The organism is Streptomyces sp. NPDC051576 (assembly GCF_040681835.1).
Lineage (GTDB): Bacteria > Actinomycetota > Actinomycetes > Streptomycetales > Streptomycetaceae > Streptomyces.
In genome coordinates this window covers 348,255-373,633 of record NZ_JBFAZO010000005.1, presented here as the reverse complement: position 1 = coordinate 373,633, position 25,379 = coordinate 348,255, and the positions used below count along the sequence as shown (strand labels likewise).

At 70.5% G+C, this 25,379-nt stretch carries 25 protein-coding genes and 1 pseudogene; 14 read left to right on the top strand and 12 right to left on the bottom strand.

Features of this window, described 5'->3' with window-relative positions; genetic code table 11:
- Nucleotides 1-19: 19 nt before the first annotated feature.
- A complete protein-coding gene (locus AB0M63_RS19000) occupies nucleotides 20-544 on the bottom strand; it encodes a PadR family transcriptional regulator (protein WP_355923957.1) in 525 nt (174 codons plus the stop codon).
- 122 nt (nucleotides 545-666) lie between these two features.
- Here AB0M63_RS19000 and AB0M63_RS18995 point away from each other — a divergent pair, with 122 nt between their 5' ends.
- Nucleotides 667-1,422, top strand: coding sequence for an alpha/beta hydrolase (locus tag AB0M63_RS18995; RefSeq protein WP_366020159.1), 756 nt, complete (start codon nucleotides 667-669; stop codon nucleotides 1,420-1,422).
- 13 nt (nucleotides 1,423-1,435) lie between these two features.
- On the opposite strand, the gene AB0M63_RS18990 is transcribed toward AB0M63_RS18995, so the two are convergent.
- On the bottom strand, nucleotides 1,436-2,035 hold the full coding sequence (locus tag AB0M63_RS18990; RefSeq protein ID WP_366020158.1) for a class I SAM-dependent methyltransferase: 600 nt from the start codon (nucleotides 2,033-2,035) through the stop codon (nucleotides 1,436-1,438).
- A gap of 152 nt (nucleotides 2,036-2,187) precedes the next feature.
- Between AB0M63_RS18990 and AB0M63_RS18985 the strand changes: the two genes are divergently transcribed.
- The 5 genes from AB0M63_RS18985 to AB0M63_RS18965 all read left to right on the top strand — a co-directional run bounded on the left by AB0M63_RS18985 (nucleotide 2,188) and on the right by AB0M63_RS18965 (nucleotide 7,210).
- The gene (locus AB0M63_RS18985) at nucleotides 2,188-2,961 is read left to right on the top strand and encodes an MHYT domain-containing protein (protein ID WP_355923963.1); all 774 of its coding nucleotides are present in this window, start codon (nucleotides 2,188-2,190) and stop codon (nucleotides 2,959-2,961) included.
- Between the two features lie 65 nt (nucleotides 2,962-3,026).
- Nucleotides 3,027-5,552: a nitrate- and nitrite sensing domain-containing protein gene (locus AB0M63_RS18980; RefSeq protein WP_366020157.1), complete on the top strand. Its 2,526-nt coding sequence runs from the start codon at nucleotides 3,027-3,029 to the stop codon at nucleotides 5,550-5,552.
- Nucleotides 5,549-5,986, top strand: a complete 438-nt coding sequence (locus AB0M63_RS18975) for a roadblock/LC7 domain-containing protein (RefSeq protein ID WP_355923967.1) — start codon at nucleotides 5,549-5,551, stop codon at nucleotides 5,984-5,986. Before AB0M63_RS18980 ends, AB0M63_RS18975 begins: the two co-directional genes overlap by 4 nt.
- A gap of 22 nt (nucleotides 5,987-6,008) precedes the next feature.
- Nucleotides 6,009-6,422: a DUF742 domain-containing protein gene (locus tag AB0M63_RS18970; RefSeq protein WP_355923969.1), complete on the top strand. Its 414-nt coding sequence runs from the start codon at nucleotides 6,009-6,011 to the stop codon at nucleotides 6,420-6,422.
- A gap of 182 nt (nucleotides 6,423-6,604) precedes the next feature.
- The gene (locus tag AB0M63_RS18965; RefSeq protein WP_355923971.1) at nucleotides 6,605-7,210 is read left to right on the top strand and encodes an ATP/GTP-binding protein; all 606 of its coding nucleotides are present in this window, start codon (nucleotides 6,605-6,607) and stop codon (nucleotides 7,208-7,210) included.
- A gap of 11 nt (nucleotides 7,211-7,221) precedes the next feature.
- Here AB0M63_RS18965 and AB0M63_RS18960 read toward each other — a convergent pair.
- Nucleotides 7,222-7,432, bottom strand: a pseudogene (locus tag AB0M63_RS18960) (pyridoxamine 5'-phosphate oxidase family protein); the annotation flags it as partial.
- A 92-nt stretch (nucleotides 7,433-7,524) separates the two neighbouring features.
- Here AB0M63_RS18960 and AB0M63_RS18955 point away from each other — a divergent pair.
- Together AB0M63_RS18955 and AB0M63_RS18950 are read left to right on the top strand one after the other, a co-directional pair.
- On the top strand, nucleotides 7,525-7,938 hold the full coding sequence (locus AB0M63_RS18955; protein WP_019062680.1) for a roadblock/LC7 domain-containing protein: 414 nt from the start codon (nucleotides 7,525-7,527) through the stop codon (nucleotides 7,936-7,938).
- A gap of 126 nt (nucleotides 7,939-8,064) precedes the next feature.
- Complete coding sequence (locus AB0M63_RS18950; protein ID WP_366020156.1) at nucleotides 8,065-8,958, top strand: DUF6397 family protein; 894 nt, start codon at nucleotides 8,065-8,067, stop codon at nucleotides 8,956-8,958.
- 36 nt (nucleotides 8,959-8,994) lie between these two features.
- On the opposite strand, the gene AB0M63_RS18945 is transcribed toward AB0M63_RS18950, so the two are convergent.
- A complete protein-coding gene (locus AB0M63_RS18945) occupies nucleotides 8,995-9,861 on the bottom strand; it encodes an acyl-CoA thioesterase II (RefSeq protein WP_355923976.1) in 867 nt (288 codons plus the stop codon).
- A 19-nt stretch (nucleotides 9,862-9,880) separates the two neighbouring features.
- Nucleotides 9,881-12,394, bottom strand: a complete 2,514-nt coding sequence (locus tag AB0M63_RS18940; protein WP_366020155.1) for a DUF3516 domain-containing protein — start codon at nucleotides 12,392-12,394, stop codon at nucleotides 9,881-9,883.
- Between the two features lie 145 nt (nucleotides 12,395-12,539).
- Between AB0M63_RS18940 and AB0M63_RS18935 the strand changes: the two genes are divergently transcribed.
- Nucleotides 12,540-13,331, top strand: coding sequence for a metal-dependent hydrolase (locus tag AB0M63_RS18935; RefSeq protein ID WP_355923979.1), 792 nt, complete (start codon nucleotides 12,540-12,542; stop codon nucleotides 13,329-13,331).
- A 38-nt stretch (nucleotides 13,332-13,369) separates the two neighbouring features.
- Here the strand turns inward: AB0M63_RS18935 and AB0M63_RS18930 are convergent, their stop codons facing one another.
- From AB0M63_RS18930 to AB0M63_RS18915, 4 genes are all read right to left on the bottom strand, one after another.
- Nucleotides 13,370-13,639, bottom strand: coding sequence for a type B 50S ribosomal protein L31 (locus tag AB0M63_RS18930; RefSeq protein ID WP_366020154.1), 270 nt, complete (start codon nucleotides 13,637-13,639; stop codon nucleotides 13,370-13,372).
- Between the two features lie 51 nt (nucleotides 13,640-13,690).
- Entirely contained in the window at nucleotides 13,691-14,167 is a 477-nt protein-coding gene (locus tag AB0M63_RS18925) for a DUF5709 domain-containing protein (protein WP_355923983.1), read from the bottom strand.
- A gap of 450 nt (nucleotides 14,168-14,617) precedes the next feature.
- Nucleotides 14,618-16,399 carry an ABC transporter ATP-binding protein gene (locus tag AB0M63_RS18920; protein ID WP_355923985.1) on the bottom strand — a complete coding sequence of 594 codons (1,782 nt, stop codon included), beginning with the start codon at nucleotides 16,397-16,399 and terminating at the stop codon, nucleotides 14,618-14,620.
- Complete coding sequence (locus AB0M63_RS18915; RefSeq protein ID WP_366020153.1) at nucleotides 16,396-18,240, bottom strand: ABC transporter ATP-binding protein; 1,845 nt, start codon at nucleotides 18,238-18,240, stop codon at nucleotides 16,396-16,398. The genes AB0M63_RS18920 and AB0M63_RS18915 overlap by 4 nt, the downstream gene beginning before the upstream one ends.
- A 194-nt stretch (nucleotides 18,241-18,434) precedes the next feature.
- Here AB0M63_RS18915 and AB0M63_RS18910 point away from each other — a divergent pair, with 194 nt between their 5' ends.
- The 3 genes from AB0M63_RS18910 (at nucleotide 18,435) to AB0M63_RS18900 (ending at nucleotide 22,375) form a co-directional block, all read left to right on the top strand.
- The gene (locus AB0M63_RS18910; protein WP_366020152.1) at nucleotides 18,435-19,190 is read left to right on the top strand and encodes a L,D-transpeptidase family protein; all 756 of its coding nucleotides are present in this window, start codon (nucleotides 18,435-18,437) and stop codon (nucleotides 19,188-19,190) included.
- 10 nt (nucleotides 19,191-19,200) lie between these two features.
- Nucleotides 19,201-20,820, top strand: a complete 1,620-nt coding sequence (locus tag AB0M63_RS18905; RefSeq protein WP_366020151.1) for a peptide-N4-asparagine amidase — start codon at nucleotides 19,201-19,203, stop codon at nucleotides 20,818-20,820.
- 172 nt (nucleotides 20,821-20,992) lie between these two features.
- A complete protein-coding gene (locus tag AB0M63_RS18900) occupies nucleotides 20,993-22,375 on the top strand; it encodes a cation:dicarboxylase symporter family transporter (protein WP_366020150.1) in 1,383 nt (460 codons plus the stop codon).
- A 65-nt stretch (nucleotides 22,376-22,440) separates the two neighbouring features.
- Here AB0M63_RS18900 and AB0M63_RS18895 read toward each other — a convergent pair whose 3' ends face one another.
- Nucleotides 22,441-23,301 (bottom strand): SDR family NAD(P)-dependent oxidoreductase, encoded by an 861-nt coding sequence (locus AB0M63_RS18895; protein WP_366020149.1) that lies wholly within the window; start codon nucleotides 23,299-23,301, stop codon nucleotides 22,441-22,443.
- Nucleotides 23,302-23,360: 59 nt separating this feature from the next.
- Here AB0M63_RS18895 and AB0M63_RS18890 point away from each other — a divergent pair, with 59 nt between their 5' ends.
- Nucleotides 23,361-24,020, top strand: a complete 660-nt coding sequence (locus tag AB0M63_RS18890) for a TetR family transcriptional regulator (RefSeq protein ID WP_366020148.1) — start codon at nucleotides 23,361-23,363, stop codon at nucleotides 24,018-24,020.
- A 3-nt stretch (nucleotides 24,021-24,023) separates the two neighbouring features.
- Here AB0M63_RS18890 and AB0M63_RS18885 read toward each other — a convergent pair whose 3' ends face one another.
- Nucleotides 24,024-24,443, bottom strand: coding sequence for a helix-turn-helix domain-containing protein (locus tag AB0M63_RS18885; protein WP_366020147.1), 420 nt, complete (start codon nucleotides 24,441-24,443; stop codon nucleotides 24,024-24,026).
- A 44-nt stretch (nucleotides 24,444-24,487) separates the two neighbouring features.
- Between AB0M63_RS18885 and AB0M63_RS18880 the strand changes: the two genes are divergently transcribed.
- Entirely contained in the window at nucleotides 24,488-24,760 is a 273-nt protein-coding gene (locus AB0M63_RS18880) for a hypothetical protein (protein WP_366020146.1), read from the top strand.
- Between the two features lie 48 nt (nucleotides 24,761-24,808).
- Here AB0M63_RS18880 and AB0M63_RS18875 read toward each other — a convergent pair whose 3' ends face one another.
- Nucleotides 24,809-25,276 (bottom strand): MarR family transcriptional regulator, encoded by a 468-nt coding sequence (locus tag AB0M63_RS18875; protein WP_355924000.1) that lies wholly within the window; start codon nucleotides 25,274-25,276, stop codon nucleotides 24,809-24,811.
- Nucleotides 25,277-25,379 lie beyond the last annotated feature (103 nt).

Sequence of the window (25,379 nt, the reverse complement as noted above, 5' to 3'; positions counted from 1 at the left end):
CGACCCGCGCGGGGGTGGGTCAGCCGTCGAGTGAGTCGATCGTGGCCCGAAGCCAGCTCAGTTCGGCCCGGGTCGTGGCCCGCGCGATCGTGAGGATGCCGCGCCGGAAGGGATCGTCCAACTCCTCGGCGCGCAGCGGTCGGTCACCGTCGTAGAAGAAGCTCGCGGGTTCCTCCAGGAAGGCCAGCCGACGCCGTAGCACGGCAGCCTGGGCGCTGGGGTCGTCGAGGTGCCTGAGGAAGGCCAGGACGGTGAACCAGCGGTTCTCATCGGTGATATCGCGCTGAACCGGCTCCGTGAGGCGGTGCCGCAGTTCGCGCCTTCCCTCATCGGTGAGCGTGAGGACGTGACGTGGGGCGGCGACGGCGCCGGGCTCGGTGGTCCGCGCCAGAAGCCCCGCCTTCTCCAGCCGCTTGATCGCGGGATACAGCGTGCCCTCGGCGACGGGCCGCACGTGCCCCGCCAGCGCGGCGATGCGTTTGCGCAGCTCATAGCCGTGCAGCGGGGTGTCGTACAGGAAACCGAGGATGGCGAGCTCCAGCATGCCCGCATTCTGTCGCATCAGCGTTGTACATCAATCCCTTGGTGCATCGTGCACGCAATACATCGGCAGCGATGTACTCTCTTGCGGGTGCTGATCACGGGAACGGCGCCAAGGAGGGTGCAATGAAGCAGGCCGAGTTCGACGACAAGGGGAGCTGCATCCGGTGGACGGAGGTGCCAGGGGTGCAACCCGCGCGTGTGTATGTGCACGGACTGGGATCCATGTCGGCCGTCTACCATGCGCACATCGCGGCCCGCCCCGAACTCGCGGGCCGGCGCAGTCTGTTCGTCGATCTGCCGGGCCACGGCATCAGCGACCGGCCCGAAGGCTTCGGTTACGCCCTTGAAGACCATGCCGACGCCCTGGCAGCCGCTCTGGATGCGGCAGATGTCACTGGTGCGGAGTTGATCGCGCACAGCATGGGTGGCGCCGTCGCCATCGTGCTCGCCCATCGAAGGCCCGACCTCGTCGCCCGGCTGGTCCTCACGGAGGCCAACCTGGACGCCTTTCCGCCTGCTGCGGCGGGCAGCAGTGGAATCGCCTCCTACGAAGAGGAGGAATTCGTCGACGGTGGATACACGCGCGTGCTGGAGAAGGTCGGCCCTCTGTGGGCGGCGACCATGCGATTGGCCGATGCGCGCGCCCTGCACCGCACCGCCGTAGGGCTCCGGCGCGGATCGGAACCCGTGATGCGCGCGATCCTCGAAGGGCTCGCGATCGACCGCGTGTATCTCCAGGGCGAGTCGAGCGGTGAACTCGCGGGCGGCGATGGCCTGGAGGCGGCGGGCGTGCGCGTGGTGACCGTGCGCGGCGCCGGTCACAACGTCATGTTCGACAACCCCGACGCCTTCGTGGCGGCGGTCGAGGGAAACATGTGACCCGCGCGCGGACTCACCCCTGACGCACAGCCAGCGCCAGGAAGCGGGCGTCCTCGTCCGCGTACGACGTCATGCGCCACCCCGAATTGGCCAGCAGGGGACGGAGGTTGGCCTCCGCGCGCAGGTCGTCCGGGGTGAGCTGCCGTCCCTGACGTGCCGCGAGCGCGGCCCGGCCGATCGGGTGGAACAGGGCCAGCGTGCCGCCGGGACGGACTACGCGAGCCAACTCCCGCAGATTCGGCTCCGGTTGGGGCAGGTGTGCGATCAGGCCCGCCGCGAACACGGCGTCGAGCGACTCCGAACGCAACGGCAGCGCGGCGACATCGGCGAGCAGCAGGTACCCCTCACGGTCCCGTCCTGCCCTTACGGCGGCCTCCAGCATGGCCGGGGTCAGATCGGCCCCGACCACCACTCCCGACGGCCCCACGGCGGCATGGAGCGGCGGCAGGGCGCGCCCTGTCCCGCAGCCCGCGTCGAGCACACGGTCTCCCGCGCGCAACGCGAGTTCGGCGACCGCGGCGGCGTAGGCGGGGCCGTCGTCCGGGAAGCGGCTGTCCCAGTCGGCGGCGCGCGCGCCGAAGAACTCCTGGACGTGCGTGTGGTCGTCGCTCATGCTCCGCATGATCCCGCACCGACACGGACGACGTCTCGGCGCACACGTTCGAACGTGACGCGGTCGTTCACGTACCTCTCTGTGTCATATTTCAACACCTTTCGAAATGCGCCCCCTTTGTACGCCCATGCCCCCACTAGCGTCCCCTGGTCATGGGACACCTGGACCACGCCACCTTCGGCTGGCTGACCCCCGTGCTGTCATACGTGATGGCCTGTATGGGCGCCGCACTCGGACTGCGCTGCACCGTCCGCGCGCTCGGTGCCACCGGACGGTCGCGCCGCAACTGGCTCATCACCGCGGCCTCCGCGATCGGCACCGGCATCTGGACCATGCACTTCGTGGCCATGCTCGGCTTCGGAGTCACCGGCACCGACATCCGCTACGACGTGCCGCTCACCGTGCTCAGCCTCCTCGTCGCCATGGTCGTCGTCTGCGCGGGCGTCTTCGCGGTCGGCTACGGCCGCGACCGGACCCGCGCACTCCTCCTCGGCGGCCTCACGACCGGACTGGGCGTCGCGAGCATGCACTACCTGGGCATGGCGGCGATGCACCTGCACGGTGCCGTGAGCTACGACCCGTTGCTGGTCGGACTCTCCGTCCTCATCGCCGTCGTCGCGGCGACCGCGGCCCTGTGGGCGGGCCTCAACATCAAGTCGCCCATCGCGGTGACCGTCGCCTCGCTCGTCATGGGGGCGGCCGTCACCAGCATGCACTACACCGGCATGTTCGCCGTGCGCGTGCACGTCACCCCGTCCGGCGCGGCCCTGCCCGGGGCCACCGCGATGCAGTTCATCTTCCCCCTCGCCGTCGGCCTCGGGTCCTACCTGTTCCTGACCTCGGCGTACGTCGCACTGTCACCGACGACGGGAGAACGCGAGGCGACCGCCTCGGCCCAGCGGCCGGTCGAGAGCGTCGCCCGCTAGCGGTCTGCACCGGACCAGTCACGGTCCGCACGACATGCCCCGAACCACTTCCGAGCGAGGAGGCCATGCGTACCCCCCGTAGGACCCCGAGAGCCGGCGCCGAGACGCCGCCCGTGCGCGGTCGTCGCGCGCACGCCGGACCACCCGCCGAGGAACTCTTCGACGAGCCCCTCGACCCGTCGCCGGACGACATACCCCCGCGCGCGGGGCGATGGCGTATACGTCCGCGCACCGTACGAGCCAAGATCGTCTGCCTGTTGATGGTGCCGGTCGTCTCCCTGCTCGCCCTGTGGGCGTACGCCACCGTCAGCACCGCCCAGGACGTCGCCCGGCTACGGCAGTTGCAGCGGGTGGACTCCGCGGTGCGCACCCCCGTCGCGGCGGCCGTCGCAGCGCTGCAGGCCGAGAGGTCGGCCGCCGTGCGCCATGCCGTCGATCCCGGTGCCGAGCCGAGCGGCGACCTGAAGCAGTTGGCGGCGAACACGGACCGGGCGGTCGCCCGGTTGCGGCTCGGTGACGACAGCACGATCGCCGACGGCGAGGAACTGCCGGCCGGAGTCGCCGGACGCCTGGAGACCTTCGTCACCGGAGTCGAGCAACTGCGGTCGCTGCGGGCCGATGTGCTCGGCCACCGCGCGGGCTGGGACGAGACGTACGGGCAGTACACGAAGGCCATCTCGTCGGCCTTCGCCGTCGGCGGGGCGCTCACCGGCATCCAGGACGCCGAACTCGGATCCGACGCGCGCGTGCTGCTCGAATTCTCCCGGGCCGGCGAGTCGCTGTCCCAGGAGGACGTGGTTCTCGCCGCCGCCCGTCTCGACGGCAGCCTCGACGGGGAGCGGCTGAGGCTGTTCACCGGCGCCGTCGACACCCGCCGTACCCTCACCGACGCCGCGGTCGCCGATCTGCGCGGCTCCGAACACGACGCCTGGCGGAAACTCGCCGACACCAGCGCCTACGCGGCGGTCGGCGCCGTCGAGGACAGGGCCCTCGCCGCGGGCTCCGGTTCCCGGGCGATCTCCGCGGCTCCGGAGACCACCTGGAACAGCGCCCACGCACGCGTGCAGGACGGGATGCGCGCCATCGAGGCCGACGCGGGCAGCGGCGTCGCGGACCGTGCCGATCCGTTCACCCGCGGGCTGCTCACTCCGGCCGGTGCGGCGGTCCTGCTCGGTCTCGCCGCCGTCGTGGCGTCGCTCGTCATCTCGGTCCGTATCGGACGAGGTCTCGTCGTCGAACTGGTGGGTCTGCGCAACGACGCCTTGGGGATCGCCCGCCACAAACTCCCCGAAGCGATGCGGAGACTGCGCGCGGGGGAGGCCATCGACATCAGGGCGGAGGCTCCGCCGGGACCGCCGGCGGAGGACGAGACCGGACAGGTCGCGGAGGCCCTGGGCACCGTGCACCGCGCCGCCCTGCGGGCCGCCGTCGAACGCGCCGAACTCGCCAGCGGCATCTCAGGGGTCTTCGTCAACCTCGCCCGCCGCAGCCAGGTCCTGGTGCACCGTCAACTCAGCCTTCTGGACAGCATGGAGCGCCGCTCCGAGGACCCGAACGAACTGAGCGACCTGTTCCGCCTCGACCACCTCACCACCCGGATGCGACGGCACGCCGAGAGCCTGATCATTCTCTCCGGAGCGGCACCGGGCCGGGCCTGGCGCATGCCTGTCTCCCTGACCAACGTCGTCCGCGCCGCCGTCTCCGAGGTCGAGGACTACGCGCGCGTGGAGGTACGCCAACTCCCCGAGGCCTCCGTGGTCGGCACGGCCGTCGCCGACCTCACGCATCTGCTCGCCGAGATCGTGGAGAACGCCGCCCAGTTCTCGCCGCCGCACACGCGCGTGCGGGTCACCGGCGAACCCGTCGGCAACGGCTATGCCGTCGAGGTCGAGGACCGGGGACTGGGCATGGGCAAGGAGTCCCTGGGCGAAGCGAACCGCCGCATCGAACAGTCCGAGGCCCTCGACCTCTTCGACAGCGACCGGCTCGGCCTCTTCGTGGTCAGCAGGCTCGCGGCCCGCCACGGCATCAAGGTGCACCTGCGGACCTCGCCCTACGGGGGTACGACCGCGGTCGTACTGCTGCCGAAGACACTGCTGCACGGCGGTGCGTCGGAACGTGCTCCCCGCGCGGCGGTGGAGGACGGGGAGCGGGCCGTGGAACGCGAGTACGCGCGTGTGCCCTCCGCCCCCCAGCACCAGGAGTCCGTCCCGTCCTCGGTCGACCGGCCCGCCCTGGCGGCCACTGCACAGGCCGCGGCGGAACGGACGGACGAGACCCCGCCCCCCGGAGTGACCACCTTGCGACTGCACCGCCCTCCCGAGGACACCGAAGGGACCGAAGACAGCGACGACCTCCCGCGCCGGGTACGCCAGGCGAACCTCGCCCCCCAGCTCCGCGAACAGCCCGCCCCGGTACGGGAACAGGCACCGGCCGCCCCACGCGGCGAACACCGCACCCCGGAGGTCGTAAGGGACCGGATGGCGGCCTACCGCGAAGGCTGGACGCGCGGCGGCGGCAGGCACCCAGGCCGTAGTGCCACCCCAGGGCCCGCAACGGGCAGCGACAGCAGCGAAGGAGACCCCGCGTGATCCAGGACCCGAGCATGAGGGCCGCCCAACGGTCCGGTGAACTCGACTGGCTGCTGGACGACTTGGTGCTGCGCGTGGGCGAAGTACGGCATGCCGTGGTGCTGTCCAACGACGGTCTCGCCATCGGTGCGTCGACCGACCTCGAACGCGAGGACGCGGAACACCTCGCCGCCGTCGCCTCCGGATTCAACAGCCTTGCCAAGGGCGCCGGGCGGCACTTCGGCGCCGGGGGAGTCCGGCAGACCATGGTCGAGATGGACGACGGATTCCTCTTCGTGGCAGCCGCCGGAGACGGCTCCTGCCTGGCCGTCCTCACCGCCGTGACCGCCGACATAGGCCTGGTGGCGTACGAGATGGCACGGCTGGTCAAGCGCGTCGGCGAGCACCTCTACACGCCGCCGCGCGTCGGTGCGCGGCCGCCCGCCGCCGGATGAGGCGAGAAAGCGGTCCACCCAGATGACCGAAGACATGACCGGCGCCCAGCACGAGCAGGGCAGCCAGTGGTACGACCAGGAAGCCGGGCCACTCGTCCGCCCCTACGCCATGACGGGCGGACGTACCAAACCAGGCCCTACGGGAGTGCGTTTCGACCTGATCGCGCTCGTCACGCTGGACGCGGGCGCGCCCGGTTTCGACGACGACACCGGGCTCGGGCCGGAACATCGGGCCCTTGTCGACCTGTGCCGCACGGAAACGCAGTCCGTCGCCGAACTCGCCGCCGGAGCGGACCTGCCACTGGGAGTGGTCAGGGTGCTCCTCGGCGACCTCCTGGAACTCGGCTGCGTCACCGTCAGCCGACCGGTGCCGCCCGCGCAGCTACCCGACGAACGGATTCTGCGCGAGGTGATCGAAGGGCTTCGAGCACTGTGACGAAACTTCAGAACCACTCGAACGGCTACGGCACCGCCTTGTGCACCCTTTCGCGCACCGAACGGGCGCGAGGCGGTCACATCGGGCAAATACCGGTACAACTGCCCAGGGCTAGGCCGCACTTGCCAGGATGCACACCTACGGACGTCGAGCGTTGCCGGCACTCCCGAGAGAAGTGATCGATGGTCTCCGAGCACTCCGATGCCGAAGGCGGCGAGACGACCGCCCTGGCATTGAAGATCCTGGTAGCCGGTGGATTCGGCGTGGGCAAGACCACCATGGTGGGCGCGGTCAGCGAGATCAGGCCGCTGCGCACCGAGGAACTGCTGAGCGAGGCCGGTCAGTTGGTGGACGACACCGACGGCGTGGACCAGAAGGTCACGACGACCGTCGCCATGGACTTCGGCCGAATCACCATCAGGTCCGGCCTCTCCCTCTATCTGTTCGGCACACCGGGCCAGGACCGCTTCTGGTTCCTGTGGGACGAACTCTCGCAGGGCGCCCTGGGAGCCGTGGTCCTCGCGGACACCCGGCGGCTTGAGGACTGCTTCCCCGCGGTCGACTACTTCGAGCACCGGCACATCCCTTTCGTGGTGGCCGTCAACTGCTTCGCGGGTGCCCGGAGTTACGGCGCCCGCGACGTCTCCCGCGCGCTGGACCTCGACCAGGGAACGCCGGTGGTTCTCTGCGACGCCCGGGACCGCGACTCGGGGAAGGAGGTGCTGATCCGGCTCGTCGAGTACGCCGGGCGGATGCACACCGCCCGGATGCTCGACTCCGTGGGCTGAGACGCAGTCCTCACTCCGAGGTCGACTCTCCCATCACGGGCCGGATTGCGATCTTTTGGCCGTTTCCTTCGCGGTGTTGTACACCACGTCGTCCCCGTCCGGCAGGAACCGGACCGGGGCGGCACGAGGGCTCCCATCGGTGCGGACGGTCGACAGCGCGCCGGTGCGCGTGCCGTGCGGGACGAACGCCCGCAGTTGTTCGTCGGTCAACTTCTGCGCCATGTCCCTGTCCTCCTTGCCCCCGGCGACCGAGGTGGTGAAGTCTGACGGGAGATCCTCCGGCCAGGGGGAGACGCGACACGGGGAGGCGGAACATGGCGCAGAACCAGGGGCTGAGCTGGCTGCTGGACGATCTGACCGAGCGTGTCGAGCATGTACGGCACGCTCTGGTCCTGTCCAACGACGGCCTGGTGACGGGCGCGAGCACGGGACTGCGCCGTGAGGACGCGGAGCATCTCGCCGCCGTCTCGTCCGGCCTGCACAGCCTGGCCAAGGGCTCGGGACGCCACTTCGGCGCGGGCGGGGTGCGACAGACGATGATCGAGTTCGACGACGCCGTCCTGTTCGTCACCGCTGCCGGCAGCGGTAGCTGTCTGTGCGTCCTCAGCGGCGCGGACGCCGACATCGGCCAGATCGCCTACGAGATGACGCTCCTCGTCAACCGCGTCGGCGAGCACCTCGGCGTGGACGCCCGACAGCCCGAGCGGACCCCTGTCACAGACCTCTGACCTGCGAGTTCTCCTGCCTCCGTGGAGTTATCCACAGGCTTGCCGCGAGATCCGCCGAACCGGCTACGGTTTGTTCATCGCAAGCGCACACAGCGTGAGCAATGAACTCCGCGGGGGAGATCGACCATGGCAGGCAACACCATCACCAAACCGTCCGACGTCTCGTGCACGCCGAGTCGTGCGGCTCGGGAACTGGGGCTCAAGCGAGGCGAGTTCGACCTCGCCGTACACCTCGGACGCATCCGCACCGTGCCGGACGAAGGGGGTGGCGGCCGAAGCGTCGCCCGCGCCGAGATCGACCGGCTGCGCTCCGCGGAGCGGTTCCCGGAATCACTCAGGGAGAGCGTCAGGACCGTGGGCACCACGGACGGCGCGGCCCTCATGGAGGTCACCTCCGCCAGGTTCACCCGCCTCGCCCGGCTGGGACTGGTGGTGCCGGTCAAGTTCTATCTGAACCGCTACCGGGCCGTTGTCTGGCTCTATCTCGCCGAAGAGCTACGGCAGTTCGCCACCGACAAGAACCACACCCGACTGCTCAACGGCCGTACACCCGAAGGGCTGCGGGACCAACTCCAAGCGGGCCTGGACCTGCGGCCCCGCAACTGGCGCGGACGCCATCTGGGATTCCTGCTGCGCGAGGCCGACGGCCCGTGGGAGCGCGCCGGTGCCCTGTCCGCTCTGCTCGACCCGGTCCAGATCGCGGAAATCGTCCAGGACCCCTACGAGCGCGCCCACTTGAACCGCTTCCGGCCCGCGCCGCCCGCCCACGGCGCGCCGGGCTCGCCCGCCGCCCACCTCGCCGAGCGGATCATGACGGCGGACGACCCGGACGAGATCTGCTGGCTGCGGGCGGATCTGACCCAGGTGCTGGACGAGGCGCGCCGCCACCGCCCCGCACCACGACCCGCCTCCGAACCGGCCGTACCACCGCCGGCTCCGAGCGAACACCAGCCGGAGCCGGTGCGGGAGCCCGAGCGATCACGCCGTGTGCTGGGCTGGCTGCGCCGCAGAAACGCGTGAGGTACGGCGGCTCACGCGTCGGCAGCGGTGCCATGACTACAGCGCTCTGAACAGCCCTTCCTGGACGACCGAGACGAGCAGGCGTCCCTCGAGATCGAAGATGCGGCCACGGGCCAGACCGAGGCCGCCGGTCGCGACGGGGGACTCCTGGTCGTACAGGAACCACTCGTCCGCGCGGAACGGCCGGTGGAACCACATGGCGTGGTCCAGCGACGCCATGTCGAAGCTCCTCGGTCCCCACAAGGGCTCGACGGGGATGCGGACGGCGTCCAGGAGCGTCATGTCGCTGGCGTACGTCAGCGCGCAGGTGTGCACCAGCGGATCGTCGCCGAGCGGCCCGACCGCGCGCATCCACACCGCGCTGCGCGGCTCGGCGCCCTTGATCTCCTCGGCGCTCCAGCGCAGCCCGTCGGCGTATCGGATGTCGAAGGGCTGACGGCGTGCCATCCGCTCCAACTGTTCGGGCAGCGCGCCCAGATGGGCCCGGACCTCCTCCGACACCGTCGGCAGGGACTCCGGGTCCGGGACCTCACGCGCCGGCGGCAGTTGGTGCTCGAAAGGACCTTGCTCAGGCTTGTGGAAGGAGGCGGTCAGATTGAAGATCGTGCGGCCCTGCTGCACGGCGGTGACCCGGCGGGTGGTGAACGACCGCCCGTCCCGTACCCGCTCGACCTGGTACACGATCGGCACGCCCGGTCGCCCCGGGCGCAGGAAGTACGCGTGCAGCGAGTGCACCGGCCGGTCGTCCTCCACGGTGCGTCCCGCGGCGACCAGCGCCTGGCCCGCGACCTGGCCGCCGAAGACCCGCTGCAGGGACTCCTGCGGGCTGCGGCCGCGGAAGATGTTGACCTCGATCTGCTCCAGGTCGAGCAGGTCGACGAGCCGCTCCGCCGGGTTCGTCATGGGTGGGTTTCTCCTGTGCTCAGAGCTGGCCGACGTCGGTGACACGGACGACCGCACGGCCCTCCGCGTCGGAGGCCGCGAGATCGATCTCCGCGCTGATGCCCCAGTCATGATCGCCGTTCGGGTCGGCGAAAATCTGCCGAACGCGCCACAGGTTGTGCTGCGGCTCCTCCTCGATGAGCAGCAGCTTGGGCCCGCGGGCGTCGGGTCCGGTGCCGAGGTCCTCGTACTCGTCCCAGTACTTGTCCATCGCCTCGCCCCAGGCATCCGCGTCCCAGCCCGCCTCGGCGTCCAGCTCGCCCAACTCCTCGACATGGTCGAGCGCGGCGAGTTCCACGCGGCGGAACATCGCGTTGCGCACCAGGACCCGGAAGGCACGCGCGTTCGCGGTGACCGGCTTGACCTGGTCGGCCTTCTCCTGGGCCTCCTCGGCGGTCATCTCCGCCGGGTTGGCCAACTGCTCCCACTCGTCCAGCAGACTGGAGTCGACCTGGCGCACCATCTCGCCGAGCCAGGCGATCAGATCCTCCAGGTCCTCGGACTTGAGGTCGTCCGGGACGGTGTGGTCGAGGGCCTTGTAGGCGCCGGCGAGGTAGCGCAGCACGATGCCCTCGGTGCGGGCCAGCTCGTAGTACGAGGTCAACTCCGTGAAGGACATGGCCCGTTCGTACATGTCACGGATCACGGACTTCGGCGACAGCGGGTGGTCGCCGACCCACGGGTGGCTCTTGCGGTACGTGTTGTACGCGTGGAAGAGCAACTCCTCCAGCGGCTTGGGGTAGCTGACGTCCTGGAGGCGCTCCATGCGGTCCTCGTACTCGACGCCGTCCGCCTTCATCGCGGCCACGGCCTCACCGCGCGCCTTGTTCTGCTGGGCGGCCAGGATCTGCCGCGGGTCGTCCAGCGTGGACTCGACGACGGACACCATGTCCAGCGCGTACGACGGCGATTCGGGATCCAGCAGCTCGAACGCGGCGAGCGCGAACGTCGACAGCGGCTGGTTGAGGGCGAAGTCCTGCTGCAGGTCGACCGTGAGACGCACGATGCGGCCCTCGGCGTCCGGAGTGTCGAGCTTCTCGACGATGCCGCCGTCCAGGAGCGAGCGGTAGATGGCGATCGCGCGCCGGATGTGCCGCAACTGCTGCTTGCGCGGCTCGTGGTTGTCCTCCAGGAGATGCCGCATCGCGTCGAAGGCGTTGCCGGGACGCGCGATCACCGACAGCAGCATCGTGTGCGTGACCCGGAAGCGCGAGGTCAAGGGCTCCGGCTCGGAGCCGATGAGCTTCTCGAAGGTGCTGTCCGACCACCCGACGAACCCCTCGGGCGCCTTCTTGCGGACTACCTTCCGGCGCTTCTTCGGGTCGTCGCCCGCCTTGGCGAGCGCCTTCTCGTTCTCCACGACATGTTCCGGGGCCTGGGCGACCACCAGTCCCGCGGTGTCGAAGCCGGCGCGCCCGGCGCGGCCCGCGATCTGGTGGAACTCACGGGCGCGCAGTGTGCGCACTCGGATGCCGTCGTACTTGGCCAGGGCGGTGAACAGCACCGTGCGGATGGGCACGTTGACGCCCACGCCGAGCGTGTCCGTACCGCAGATGACCTTCAACAGGCCCGCCTGCGCGAGCTTCTCCACCAGACGCCGGTACTTGGGCAGCATGCCGGCGTGGTGCACACCGATGCCGTGCCGCACGTAACGGGAGAGATTGCGGCCGAACTTGGTGGTGAAGCGGAAGTTGCCGATCAGATCGGCGATCTGGTCCTTCTCCTCGCGCGAGCACATGTTGATGCTCATCAGCGCCTGCGCCCGCTCCACCGCCTGCGCCTGCGTGAAGTGCACGATGTAGACCGGTGCCTGTTTGGTCTCCAGCAGCTCGGTCAGCGTCTCGGTGAGCGGGGTCAGCTTGTACTCGTAGGACAGCGGCACCGGCCGGGTCGCCGAGCGGACCACCGAAGTGGGGCGCCCAGTGCGCCGGGTGAGGTCCTTCTCGAACATCGCGACATCGCCGAGCGTGGCCGACATCAGGATGAACTGCGCCTGCGGCAGCTCCAGGATCGGGATCTGCCAGGCCCAGCCGCGGTCCGCCTCCGCGTAGAAGTGGAACTCGTCCATCACCACCTGGCCGACGTCCGCGTGCTTGCCGTCGCGCAGCGCGATCGACGCGAGGACCTCCGCGGTGCAGCAGATGATGGGCGCGTCCGAGTTGACGGACGCGTCGCCGGTCAGCATGCCGACGTTCTCGGTGCCGAACATCTTGCACAGCTCGAAGAACTTCTCCGACACCAGCGCCTTGATCGGGGCGGTGTAGAAGGTGACCTCGTCCCGGGCCAGCGCGGCGAAGTGCGCACCGGCGGCGATCATGCTCTTGCCGGAGCCGGTGGGCGTCGACACGATCACGTTGGCACCGGAGACCACCTCGATCAGCGCCTCCTCCTGATGGGGGTAGAGCGTGAGACCGCGCTCCTGGGCCCACGACTCGAAGGCTTCGTAGAGGGCGTCGGGATCTGCGGTCGGCGGCAACTGGTCGATGAGGGTCACGACCCCATCTTGCCTGGCGTCCCGGCCGATGGGGGAATCGGCTGCGGGGACGAAGATCGCTACCGATACGCTGTGCCGCCGACGCGGTGTCAGAGCGAACGGGCAACTGACCGGCGGCACAAGAGGAATGGGGCGGAGAACGGCCATGATGGGACCAGCACACTCACTGTCGGGAGCGGCGGCCTGGCTCGGCGTCGGAGCGGCGACCGCCGCGGCCGGGCATCCGATGCCCTGGCCGGTGGTCCTGGTCGGCGCCCTGATCTGCGCCGGCGCCGCGCTCGCCCCGGACCTCGACCACAAGGCGGCGACCATCTCCCGGGCCTTCGGACCCGTCTCCCGGACCGTGTGCGAGGTCGTCGACAAGCTCTCGTACGCCGTCTACAAGGGGACCAGGAAGCAGGGCGACCCGCGCCGCTCCGGCGGGCACCGGACCCTCACCCACACCTGGCTGTGGGCGGTTCTGATCGGCGCGGGGAGTGCGGGCGTGGCGATCCTGGGCGGTCGCTGGGGAGTGCTGGCGATCCTCTTCGTGCACATGGTGCTGGCCATCGAGGGTCTGCTGTGGCGGGCGGCCCGCGGCTCCAGCAGCGACATCCTGGTGTGGCTGCTGGCGGCGACCAGCGCGTGGATCCTGGCCGGAGTGCTGGACAAGCCGGGCAACGGTTCGGACTGGCTGTTCACGGAGCAGCACCAGTACCTGTGGCTGGGCCTGCCGGTCGTGCTGGGCGCACTGGTGCACGACATCGGGGACGCGCTGACCGTCTCCGGCTGCCCGATCCTGTGGCCGATCCCGTTGGGCCGGAAGCGCTGGTACCCGATCGGGCCGCCGAAGGTGATGCGGTTCCGCGCGGGCAGTTGGATCGAGCTCAAGGTGCTGATGCCGGTGTTCATACTGCTCGGCGGCGTGGGCTGCGCGGCGGCGCTCAACGTGATCTGAGGCCGGGCGTCAGTACCGGCGTCGGCGTGGGCGGCGGCTCACGCCCCGCCGGAACCCTGGCCCGCCCCGCCGCCGAAACGCCGCTCGAACTGGGCGACGCGGCCCTCCGAGTCCACCGTCCGGGCCTTGCCGGTGTAGAAGGGGTGGCTCTCCGAGGAGATCTCCACGTCCACGACCGGGTAGGTCTCGCCGTCGTCCCACTCGATGGTCCGGTCGCTGGTCGCGGTGGACCGGGTCAGGAAGGCGTATCCGGCGGCGCGGTCCCGGAAGACCACGGGGTGGTAGTCGGGCTGCTTGTCCTGCTGCATGGCTGCTCCTTGCGCGGCGGGGGTGTCGGTGACGGCGAGGGGACGGCGAGGTCAGCCGTAGAGGGAGTCCTCGTCCTCGCCGACGATGTGCATCGCGGCCTCCTCGGCGGAGGCGGCGGCACCGTCGATGCCGACGTCCGTGGCGATCAGGGCGCTCTCCTCGTCCTCGTGCGCCCCTTCGTCGGGTGCCACGAGCCGGCCGGAGCGAAGGTCACCGACCTCGATGTCCAGGAGTTCGCCGTCGGTGTCCTCGGAGTCGCCGAGGCCGTCGCCGTCGAACGCGGCGAGATCCGGGTTCTCCTCGGCGAGGCGCTGGTCGAGCGTCTCACCGTGCCGGCGCTCGGCGGCCGTGACATCGGCCCGTTCCACCGCCCAGGGGCGGTCCGGCGGGGACCAGCCGCGGTCGAGGGGGTCCTCGACGCCGTCGGCCACCAGGGTGTCCTCCGCGTCGAGCAGACCCGCGTCGTCCTGCACCTCGGATCCGTCGGGCTGGTAGACGTCGTCTCCCCATCCGTCGACGCTGTTCACGGGTACCTCCAGGTGGTGGGGACCGGCCCGTTCTCACCGCGGTCGGCGGCGGGTCGCCGCTGTGCGGGGCACAGGCGGCGCCCGGCACGAACCTCGTGGTTCCCGGGCACTCCCCGAACCGGTGCCGCTCCCCAGCCTTCCACCCCTTTTCCCCACCGCGCAACGGCACGGGCCCGGGCCGGGGGCGACACGGCCCCGGCCCACCGGCAGTCATCGCCCGCACATCCGCCTCGGCCGGCCGTGCCCCGACAGGGGCGCGGGGAACCGCGCACCGGCCCGCGGGCCGGACACTTCCCTCCCCGGCAAGCCCCCACCGACCCGCGGGCCGATCAGCTGCCTTTCCGATCAGCCCCCACCGGCTTGGAGCCCAGTCACCTCCTCCCGGACCTCCCCCTCACCAGCCCCCAACCAACCCCCGGGCCAGTCACCGCCCCACCGGCGGAGCCCCCCTCACCCGTGCCAGGACCGCCACAGCGCCGCGTACGCGCCCTCCGCCGCGACCAACTCGTCGTGGCTGCCCAGTTCGCTGATGCGGCCGTTCTCGACGACGGCGATGACGTCCGCGTCGTGGGCGGTGTGCAGGCGGTGGGCGATCGCGACGACGGTGCGGCCGTCGAGGACGCGGGCCAGAGAGCGTTCCAGGTGACGGGCCGCGCGGGGGTCGAGGAGCGAGGTCGCCTCGTCCAGGACCAGGGTGTGCGGGTCGGCCAGCACCAGCCGGGCCAGCGCGATCTGCTGGGCCTGGGCCGGGGTGAGCGCGAGCCCGCCCGAGCCGACCTCGGTGTCCAGACCGTCCTCCAGCGCCTGTGCCCACCCGTCCGCGTCGACCGCGCCCAGCGCCGCCCACAGCTCGGCGTCCGCCGCGTCGGTCCGGGCGAGCAGGAGGTTGTCGCGCAGCGAGCCCACGAAGACGTGGTGCTCCTGGTTGACAAGGGCCACATGGGAGCGGACGTGTTCCGCGGTCATCCGGGACAGTTCGGCGCCGCCGAGCGTGATCCGGCCGTCCCGGGGCGCGTAGATACCGGCGAGCAGCCTGCCCAGGGTGGACTTGCCCGCACCCGAAGGGCCGACCAGCGCCAGCCGGGTGCCGGGCGCGACCTCCAGGGACACCTTGCGCAGCACGTCGACGCCCTCGCGGTAGCCGAAGTGCACCCGGTCCGCGTGCACGTCCCGGCCGTCCGGGGACAGGGCGCCGTCCCCGGCGTCGGGCTCGATGTCACGGACGCCGACCAGCCGGGCCAGCGAGACCTGCGCGACCTGGAGCTCGTCGTACCAGCGCAGGATCAGGTTCACCGGGTCGACGAGCATCTGCGCGATGAGCGCGCCCGTCGTCAGCTCACCCACCCCGATCCAGCCCTGGAGGACGAAGACCCCGCCGAGCATCAGGACCGAGCAGAGCACGGTGACATGAGTGACGTTGATGACCGGGAAGAGGACCGACCGCAGCCAGAGCGTGTAGTTCTCCCAGGCGGTCCACTCCTTGACGCGGCGCTCGGAGAGGGCGATGCGCCGGTCGCCGAGGCGGTGGGACTCGACGGTGCGGCCTGCGTCCACGGTCTCGGCGAGGGCCGCGGCCACGGCGGCGTATCCGGCGGCCTCGGAGCGGTAGCCGGCGGGGGCCCGCTTGAAGTACCACCTGCAGCCGACCACCAGCACCGGCACCGCGACCAGCACGGCGGGTGCCAACGGCGGCACGGTCACGACCAGACCGCCGAGCAGCAGCACCGCCCACACCACACCGATCGCCAGTTGCGGTACGGCCTCGCGCATCGCGTTGGCGAGGCGATCGATGTCGGTGGTGATGCGGGAGAGGAGGTCACCGGTGCCCGCCCGTTCGAGGACGCCGGGGGGCAGCCCGACCGACCGTACGAGGAAGTCCTCGCGCAGATCGGCCAGCATCCGCTCGCCGAGCATCGCGCCGCGCAGCCGCACCTGCCGGATGAAGACGGCCTGGACGGCGAGCGCGACCGTGAACACCCCGATGGTCAGGCCGAGATGGAGTTCCCGTGCCCCGTCCGACACCCGCTCGACAAGGTCGCCGAGCAGATAGGGGCCCACCATCGAGGCGATCACGGCGACCGTGTTCACCCCGACGAGGAGGAGGAAGGCGCGGCGATGCCGCTGGAACAGTTCGGACACGTAGGCCCGTACGGTCGCGGGGGCGCCGACCGGCAGGGTGTTGGCCGTGGTCGGGGCCGCCGGGTCGTAGGCCGGGGGCGCCACGCCGATCATGCGCTTTCCTCGATTTCTTCCAGTGCGCTCCGCAGAGCGGCTTCGTCGTCGTCCAGGCCACCTCGGAGAGGAGCCTTGTCGTGATCCGACGAGTCCCGCGGTGCGGACTCGTCCTCCGTCTCGCGGGTCACCACGGCGCGGTAGCGGGGCTCGCCGTGCAGCAGGTCGCGATGGGTGCCGACCGCCACGACCTCGCCCTCGTGCACCAGCACGACCCGGTCCGCGTGGTCCAGGAGCAGGGGCGAGCTGGTGAACACCACCGTGGTCCGGCCCGTCCTCAACTCCCTTACGCCGTCGGCGATCCGGGCCTCGGTGTGGGAGTCGACGGCGGAGGTCGGCTCGTCCAGGACGAGCACCTCCGGGTCCGTGATCAGGGACCGCGCCAGAGCGAGCCGCTGGCGCTGGCCGCCGGAGAGGGAGCGTCCGCGTTCGGTGATGCGGGCGTCCATCGGGTCCTCGGTGTCGAGCGACCCCTGGGCGAGCGCGACCAGCACGTCCCCGCACTGCGCGGCGGCCAGGGCCTCCGCCGCGCCGACCGCGCCCGAGGCGGGCACGTCGAGCAGCTCACGCAGCGAACCGGACAGCAGTACCGGGTCCTTGTCCTGGACGAGGACGGCGGTGCGCGCCGAGTCGAGGGGGAGTTCGTCGAGCGGTACGCCGTCGAGGAGCACGGAGGTGCCCTCCTCGGCGGGGTGTCCGCCGAGGCGTTCCGCCAGCCGCCCGGCCGCGTCCGGGTCACCGCAGACCACTGCGGTGAGCCGGCCGGAGGGAGCGAGCAGACCGGTGTCCGGGTCGTACAGATCCCCGGAGGGCGCCTCGGCGGCGCGCGTCCCCACGGTGTCGGTGACCCGTTCAAGGGAGAGCACGCGGGCGGCGCGTTTCGCCGAGGGACGGGAGAAGGAGTACGCCATGGCGATCTCCTCGAAGTGCCGCAGCGGGTAGGACATGACCATCACCGCGCTGTAGACGGTGACCAGTTCGCCGACGGTGATCCGGCCCTGGCGGGCCAGTTGTACGCCGTGCCAGACGATCGCGATCAGCAGCAGTCCCGGCATCAGCACCTGGACCGCGGAGATGATCGCCCACATCCGGGCACTGCGGACGGCCGCGTGGCGGACCTCCTGCGAGGCACGGCGGTAGCGGTCGAGGAACAGTTCCTCGCCGCCGATGCCGCGCAGCACCCGCAGCCCGGCCACGGTGTCGGAGGCCAGCTCGGTGGCGCGGCCCGCCTTCTCCCGCTGCACATCGGCACGCCGGGTGGCGCGGGGCAGCAGCGGCAGCACGGAGACCGCCAGCAGTGGCACTCCCACGGCGACGACGACACCGAGCGCGGGCTGGTACACGAACAGGCCGACGCACACGATGACGATGGTCAGCGCGGCGGCCAGGAAGCGGGACAGCGCCTCCACGAACCAGCCGATCTTCTCGACGTCGCCCGTGGACACGGCCACGACCTCACCGGCGGCGACCCGCCGGGTCAGCGCCGAGCCGAGGTGGGATGCCTGGCGGGCCAGCAGTTGCTGGACGCGGGCGGCGGCCGTGATCCAGTTGGTGACGGCGGCGCGGTGCAGGAAGGTGTCGCCCACGGCGATGCCCGCCCCGCACAGCGCCATCAGCCCGCCGGTCAGGGCCAGTCGGCTGCCGGAGCGGTCCACCACGGCCTGCACGGCGAACCCCACACAGAACGGCAGCGCGGAGACGGACACGAAGTGCAGCAGCCCCCAGGCCAGGGACTTGAACTGGCCGCCGAGCTGGTTCCGGCCGAGCCACCACAGGAAGCGGGGTCCCGAGCGGGCGTCGGGCACACCCGGGTCGGGATACGGAAGGTCTTGAATCTGCATGACGTCCCAGTGGCTCTTGTCAGGGGGCGGAAGGAACCGCGGAGTGCGGCAACAAACCGTGAAAGGTTCGCGTCGCAGCGTGGTCGGAAGCAAGCGGTTTTCCCTGCCGGGGGCCGGATCCGGCGTTCACCCATCCGTGGTGAGATGTCCGTGACCTCACGTAATGTCATCGAACGTGATGTGAGCATGGGCCGATGCAGAGTGGCGGCACACGACGTGCGATGGTCGCGATGGCGGCTCTTGGTTCCCTCCTGACGATGACGACCCTGTCCGCGTGCGGAGGCGCGCACACAGGACACACCGGTGGCCGCGAGGGGAGGCCGGGACCCTCGGCGACCCACCCGAGAAAGGCCGTCGCCACCCCGGCCCCGACCCGCATCCCGGACGTCGGCGACCGGCTGCACCGCGACATCCCCGCCGACACCCACCAGGTTCTCGCGGTCTACGGCGACGGCAAGGACTCCCCGTACTCCACCGCCGTGCTGTTCACCAAACACGGCTCCACCTGGGACCGGACCCGCAGTTGGCCCGCGCACAACGGCAAGCGGGGCTGGACCCTCGACCACCACCTCGGCGACGAGCGCAGCCCCGTCGGCGTGTTCACACTGACCGCCGCGGGGGGCGTGCTCGACGACCCGGGCGCGGCACTCCCGTACAGCCAGGACGAGTCGTACGAGGCGCCGCGCGACTGGGACGAGTCGCACTGGCACGACTTCGACTATGTCATCGCCATCGACTACAACCGCGTCAAGGGCACTCCGCCCGACGACGCGGAGCAGCCCGAGGGCGAGGAGAAGGGTGGCGGGATCTGGCTGCACCTGGACCACGGCAGCGGTACGTCGGCCTGCGTCAGCCTGCCCAAGGAGGCGATGGAGTACCTGCTGCGCACGCTCGACCCGGCGCGGCATCCGGTGGTGCTGATGGGGGACAGGGCGGATCTCAAGGGGTAGAACACCGCCCATGAGAAGCCGGATAGTCATGTCCATGCTCGCCGGAGCGACCCTCCTGGCGAGCACCCTCCTCGGAGCGAGCCCCGCTCAGGCCACGGACAACTCGGCCCAACGGGCAGACGTCCCAGTCGAGTTCGGCACCGACTGGCACGACCCCCTCACCGCCGCCCCGCCGATCGCCGAACCCACCACCAAGTCCTGCCGAGTCACCCTCGCCGAGGCGCAGTTCAGCGACTTCACCCCGTACCGGGGGACATACACGCCACCCAGGGGCTGCGGGGACCACTGGAGCAAGGTCGTGCTGCGCCTCGACGGCACCGTCAAGGGACGGCAGTACGACCGGCTCGGCTACCTGCACGTCGGAGGGGTCGAGATCCTGCGCACCTCCACACCGGAGCCCTCGCCCGACGGCATCGCCTGGTCCGTCGAGAAGGACGTCACGCGCTACAGCGCCACCTTCCGCGCCGCCCAGGACGTCGAGATGCTCATCGGCAACGTCGTCGACGACACCTACACCGGAGTCATCGGCGTCAAGGCCACGCTGACCTTCTACGAGGGGAGACCCGCGGCGGCGCAGACCCCCGACAGCGTCCTCACCCCCGCCGCCGACTCGACCGTCACCACCCCGCGCAACAGCGAACGCATCGTCGCGGAGGTGTACGCCACCGGATCCGGCGGCGGCTGCGAGGAGTTCTGGTATCTCGCCGTGCCCGACTCGGCGCCGTACTCCTGCCAGGCGGACAAGGGTCCCTACCGCGAGGTGCAGATCAAGGTCGACGGTCAACTCGCGGGAATCGCCGCGCCGTTCCCCAACGTGTGGACCGGCGGCTGGTCCAACCCCTTTCTCTGGTACGTGATTCCGGGCCCCCGTGCCTTCGACGTCAAGCCGATCGAATACGACCTCACGCCGTTCGCCGGGCTCCTCAACGACGGCCGCCCGCACCACATCGACGTCTCCGTCGTGGGTGTGCCCGAGGGGCAGAGCGGTTGGAGCGCGCCGGTGAACGTGCTCGTCTGGCAGGACGCGAAGCGCGCCCACGTCACCGGGAAGCTCACCACCGACCGGGTGGGCGAGGTCGCCAACTCCTCGACGTACACGCCTGGTTCGGAGGAACGCGTGGACACCGACGCGGGCCACCGGCTGACCGTCGCCGGGTACGTCGACACCTCGCACGGGCGGGTGGCCACCACCGTCGACCGCAGGCTCGCGAACACATCCGCGCACCGCTGGACCGACGGCGAGAACATGGACGCGCTCGACGCGAGCTGGACGGACGACGAGTCGGTGACCGTGGACGGGCGCGGGCCGGCCCGGACGACGGCCACGCATCGGACGTACACGATGAAGGGCTCGACGACGATCGGGACGGACGATCGGCTGCGTACCGTTCTCGCGCTGGGCGATCGAGCGGCGGCCCTCGATACGAGGGGCGGGCGGCGGACCGGGTGGTCGCGGCTCGACGACACCTATACCGGGGACGCCACCTACTCGATCAACGTGCCCCGTGATCAGCGGCACGCGGTCGGGACGACGGGCGAGCGCTATCGGCTCCACGGCTCGGGCGGTTGCTACGACCGCGCCCTGACGACCGTGCAGGGAGTGCTCACCGAGGACCGCAGCGGCTGCTGAACTGTCGTGCGTGCGATGCGTCACTGGGTTCGTGATTTACACGGCTGTCACACGGAGGTTTTCCGGGGGATCAACAACGGCTCCAAAGTGATCCACACGGAAGCCGTTTTCCGTATCGCAGAAGTCACCCCACTCGACTCCCGCGATCGACCGTCCCCCTCAAGGAGTGCCCGTGCCGCCGTCCGTCCCGCCCCTGCCGCGACGTGTCGCACGCATACTGCGTACCTCTCTCTTCGCGCAGGTCGCCTGCGCACTCGTCCTCGGAATCCTCGTCGGAAAGCTGTGGCCGGACGTGGCCACGGACCTTCAGCCCCTCGGTGACGGATTCACCCGGCTCATCAAGACGATCATCTCGCCGCTCGTGTTCTGCGTGGTCGTCGTCGGCATCGCCAAGGCCGGTGACCTCAAGGCCTTCGGCCGGATCGGTCTCAAGGCGCTGCTCTGGTTCGAGATCGCCAGCACCGCGGCGCTGATCATCGGCCTCGTCCTCGCCAATGTCGTCCAGCCCGGCTCGGGGATGCATGTCGACCCGTCGACGCTGAGCACCTCGGCGGTGGACGCGAAGACGGGCGGCGGCTCACTGCCGTCGACGACCGAGTTCATCGTCAACGCGCTGCCCACCAGTTTCATCGGCGCCTTCGCCGAGAACTCCCTGCTCCAAGTCCTCATCCTGGCCTGCCTGGTGGGCGCCGCGCTGCTCCACCTCGGCCACACCAAGGTGCCCCAGGTACTGCCCGCGATCGAACAGGCACAGGAGATCATCTTCGCGATCGTCGGCTTCGTCATGCGGCTCGCCCCGCTCGCCGTGTTCGGCGCGATGGCCGTCCTGATCGGCCAGTACGGGCTCGGCGTGATCAAGACCTACGCCAAGCTGATCATCCTCTGCTATGTCGCCGCCGCGCTCTTCGTCGCCCTCCTCGCCGTCGCGCTCCGCATGGTCACCGGGCTCAGCCTCTGGAAGTTCCTCCGCTACATCCGCGAGGAGATGCTCCTCGCCCTCGGCACCGCCTCCACCGAGTCCGTCATGCCGCGCGTGATGCAGAAGCTGCGCAACGCCGGTGCCCGGGACGACGCGGTGGGCCTGGTGCTGCCCACCGGCTACTCCTTCAACCTCGACGGCGCCTCGCTCTACCTCTCCATCGGCACGTTGTTCATCGCCCAGGCCGTCGGCGTCGACCTCAGCCTCGGCCAGCAGATCACCGTGGTCCTGGTGCTGATGCTCACCAGCAAGGGCATGGCCGGCATCCCCGGCTCGGCCTTCCTCGCCCTGTCCGCGACCGCGTCCTCGCTCGGCGCGATCCCGGCCGGAGCGGTGGCCCTGCTCCTCGGCGTGGACCGCATCATGGACTCGATGCGGGTGGTCACCAACCTCCTCGGCAACTGCGTCGCCGTCTTCGCGGTGTCCCGCTGGGAGGGCGCGCTCGACATCGAGCGGGCCAGGAGGGTCCTCGACGGTGAGACCACGGTCGTAGAAGACGATGTGCAGGTGGACGCGGAGGCGGACGCTGAGATCCCCGCACAGCTCGTCAAGGAACCGGCTTCCGAGGCCAGTTGACGTCGGCCCGGGTGGGCCGTGGCTCCTGATCCGTCGGTGCGGTGGGGGAGTCGCGGCCCGATTCGCTATATGTGGTCGACGAGGTCGACCGGGTAGGGCTGGTCGAAGTCGGCCGAGCGGCTGACCCGCTCCCAGGCCGCCGCCTCGTCGAGTTGGGCGCGTGAATAGTCCTGCGCCAGCTCCACGGCGGCGACACCCAGGAGGAGATGGGAGGGCAGCTTCGGCTGCTTGACGATCCGGACCAGGATCTCCCCGGCGCGCCTCGGGTCGCCCGCGGCGGTCACGGTGCTGTCGAAGTGGCGGATCAGCGCGCCCACGGTCTTGTCGTACTCCGGCGCGACGTCGGGGATCCGCATGGAGGGTCCGGCCCAGTCGGTCGCGAAGCCGCTCGGTTCCACGACGAGGTACCGGATGCCGAACGGCGCGGTCTCGGCCGCGAGTACTCGGGTGAAGCCGTCGACCGCGAACTTGGCCGCCTGGTACGACCCGAGTCCGGGATTCCCGCCGACCCGGCCGCCGATGGACGAGAACTGCACGACCGTGCCCGCGCCCTGTGCCTTGAGGAGCGGGAGCGCGGCGGTGGAGACGTTGTAGACGCCCCAGAAGTTGGTGTCGAACTGTCGGCGGAAGTCGTCCTCGGGGGTCGTCTCGACCGGGGAGAGGTTGGCGTACCCGGCGTTGTTGACCACCACGTCGATCCTGCCGAAACGGTCGACTCCCGCCCGCAGGGCCGCTGTCGCGGCCGCGCGGTCGGTGACGTCGAGTGCGAGGGGCAGGACGCGGTCGCCGTACCGCTCCACGAGGTCGTCCAACTGCTCCGGCTTGCGTGCGGTGGCGACGACCTGGTCGTCGGCCTCCAGGGCCGCGACGGTGAGGTCGCGGCCGAAACCGCGGGACGAACCGGTGATGAACCATGTCTGAGTCATGGAGCTAGCAAAACACTGTTTCGTTATTAATGCAACCGCGTTGCGCTATGCTCTGCGTCATGACCACGCCCAGCCCCAGCCCGCAGCGCGCCCGCAGCGCGGCGGCCAAACAGCAGCGCGAGCGGGCGATCCTCGACGCCGCCCGGTCCCTCGGCACCGAACGCAGCGTGCGCGAGGTCACTCTCACGGACATCGCCGCCGCCGTGGGCATGCACAAGTCCGCCATGCTCCGGTACTTCGAGACCCGCGAGCAGATCTTCCTGGCGCTGACCGCAGAAGGCTGGGAGGAGTGGTCGGTGGTGCTCCGTCGGCGGCTGGGTGACCTCGCCGACGGAGACCCCGGCGCGGTCGCGGCCGTCGTCGCGTCGTCGCTCGTCGCGCGGCCGTTCTTCTGCGACCTGCTCGCTCAGGCGCCGTTGAACCTGGAACGCAATGTCTCGCTGGAGACCGTGTACGAGTTCAAGACGGTCGTCCTCGGTGAAGTCGCCGCCGTGGCAGCCGAGTTGTGCCGCCTGCTCGCGATCACCGAGCGTGCGGCCGTGGACGTGATCGCCACGGCCACGAGCATGGCCGGGGCGCTCCTGCAGATGGCCGCCCCGGGTACGCGCCTGCGCACGTTCTACGAGTCCCGTCCCGAGTTGGCGCATGCCCTGGTCGACGTCGAGCCCCAACTGACGCGCATCCTCGCAGCGTTGCTGAACGGGATGCGGTCGCCGTAGGCGTCAACTCCCGGCGGCGGCTGAGTCCATGTGCGCCTGGCCGCGCGTGCTCGCGAAACGGCTGCGGTAGTGCGTCGGCGTGGTGTCCAGCTGGCGGGCGAAGGCGCGGCGGAGGGTCTCGTCGGTGCCGAGCCCGCTGTGGTGCGCCGCGGAGGTGACGCTGTGACCTTCGAGGAGGAGTTGCTGGGCGCGGTCGAGACGGACCCGTTCGACCCAACGGGCCGGTGTGGTGCCGAGTTCGGTGCGGAAGAGCCGCGTCAGGTGCCGCGGACTGACGGCCGCGGTGGCCGCCATCGTGGGCAGGCTGTGGTCGGCGGCCGGGTCGGCCGGCACGGACGCGATCAGCGACCGTAGCGGATCCGTGCGCGGCGGCCGGGTCGAGGTCGCGGCGGAGAACTGCGACTGGCCGCCCGGGCGTTGCATGAAGAGACCAGCTCGCGCGCGATGTCCCTGGCCGCATCGGCGCCATGGCCGTCCTCCATGAGCGCGAGGGCCGGATCGATTCCGGCGCTGATGCCGGCCGAGGTGACGAAGCAGCCGTCGCGGATGTGGAGGGCGTCCGGTTCGACGCGCACCCGGGGGTAGCGGCGGGCCAGGGTCTCCGCCTGCCGCCCGTGGATCGTGGCCGAACGGCCGTCGAGCAGACCGAGTTCGGCGCGGGCGAAGGCACCCGTGCAGACGGACGTGACCCGTGCCGCCCGGTCGGCGAGGGCGCGAAGAACTCGGACTGGCCGGGGTGACGGCTCACGCCTGTCGGTGGTCGGCGCTCATGCGCCCCGGGCCGGACGTCAGCAGGAGTGCCCGTGCGCCTCGTGCGGGCTGGGCGTCCCGTCCACCAGGGTGTCCAGCAAGGTCCGCAGCACCTCGCGCTCCACGTCGGTGAGCGGTGCCAGGATCTCGTCCGCCGCGCTCCGCCGTGCTCCCCGGAGCTCGCTCAGCGCCTTGCGGCCGTCGTCCGTGATCTCGATCCGGATCACCCGCCGGTTGGACGGGTCGGGCACCCGCCGCACCTTTCCGCTCGCCTCCAGGCCGTCGACCAGGGTCGTCACGGCCCGGGGCACCACCTCAAGGCGTTCGGCGAGGTCGGCCATCCTTGGCGGGGAACCGAAGTGCGCGAGGGTGCGCAGCAGGCGGGACTGGGCCGGGGTGATGCCGAGGTCGCGCTGCTCCAGATGGCGCTTCTGGATGCGGTGCACCCTGCGGGTGAGCCGCAGTAGCTGCTCCGCGAGCAGGCCGTCGGAATCGGGGGTGGTCATGCGGGAACAATATCAGGACCTGGTTCATTGTGAGTATAGGTAACAATGAGCTATGCTCCACCAGTCTTCATCGCTCCACGAGTCATCACCGCTCCAACCGTCC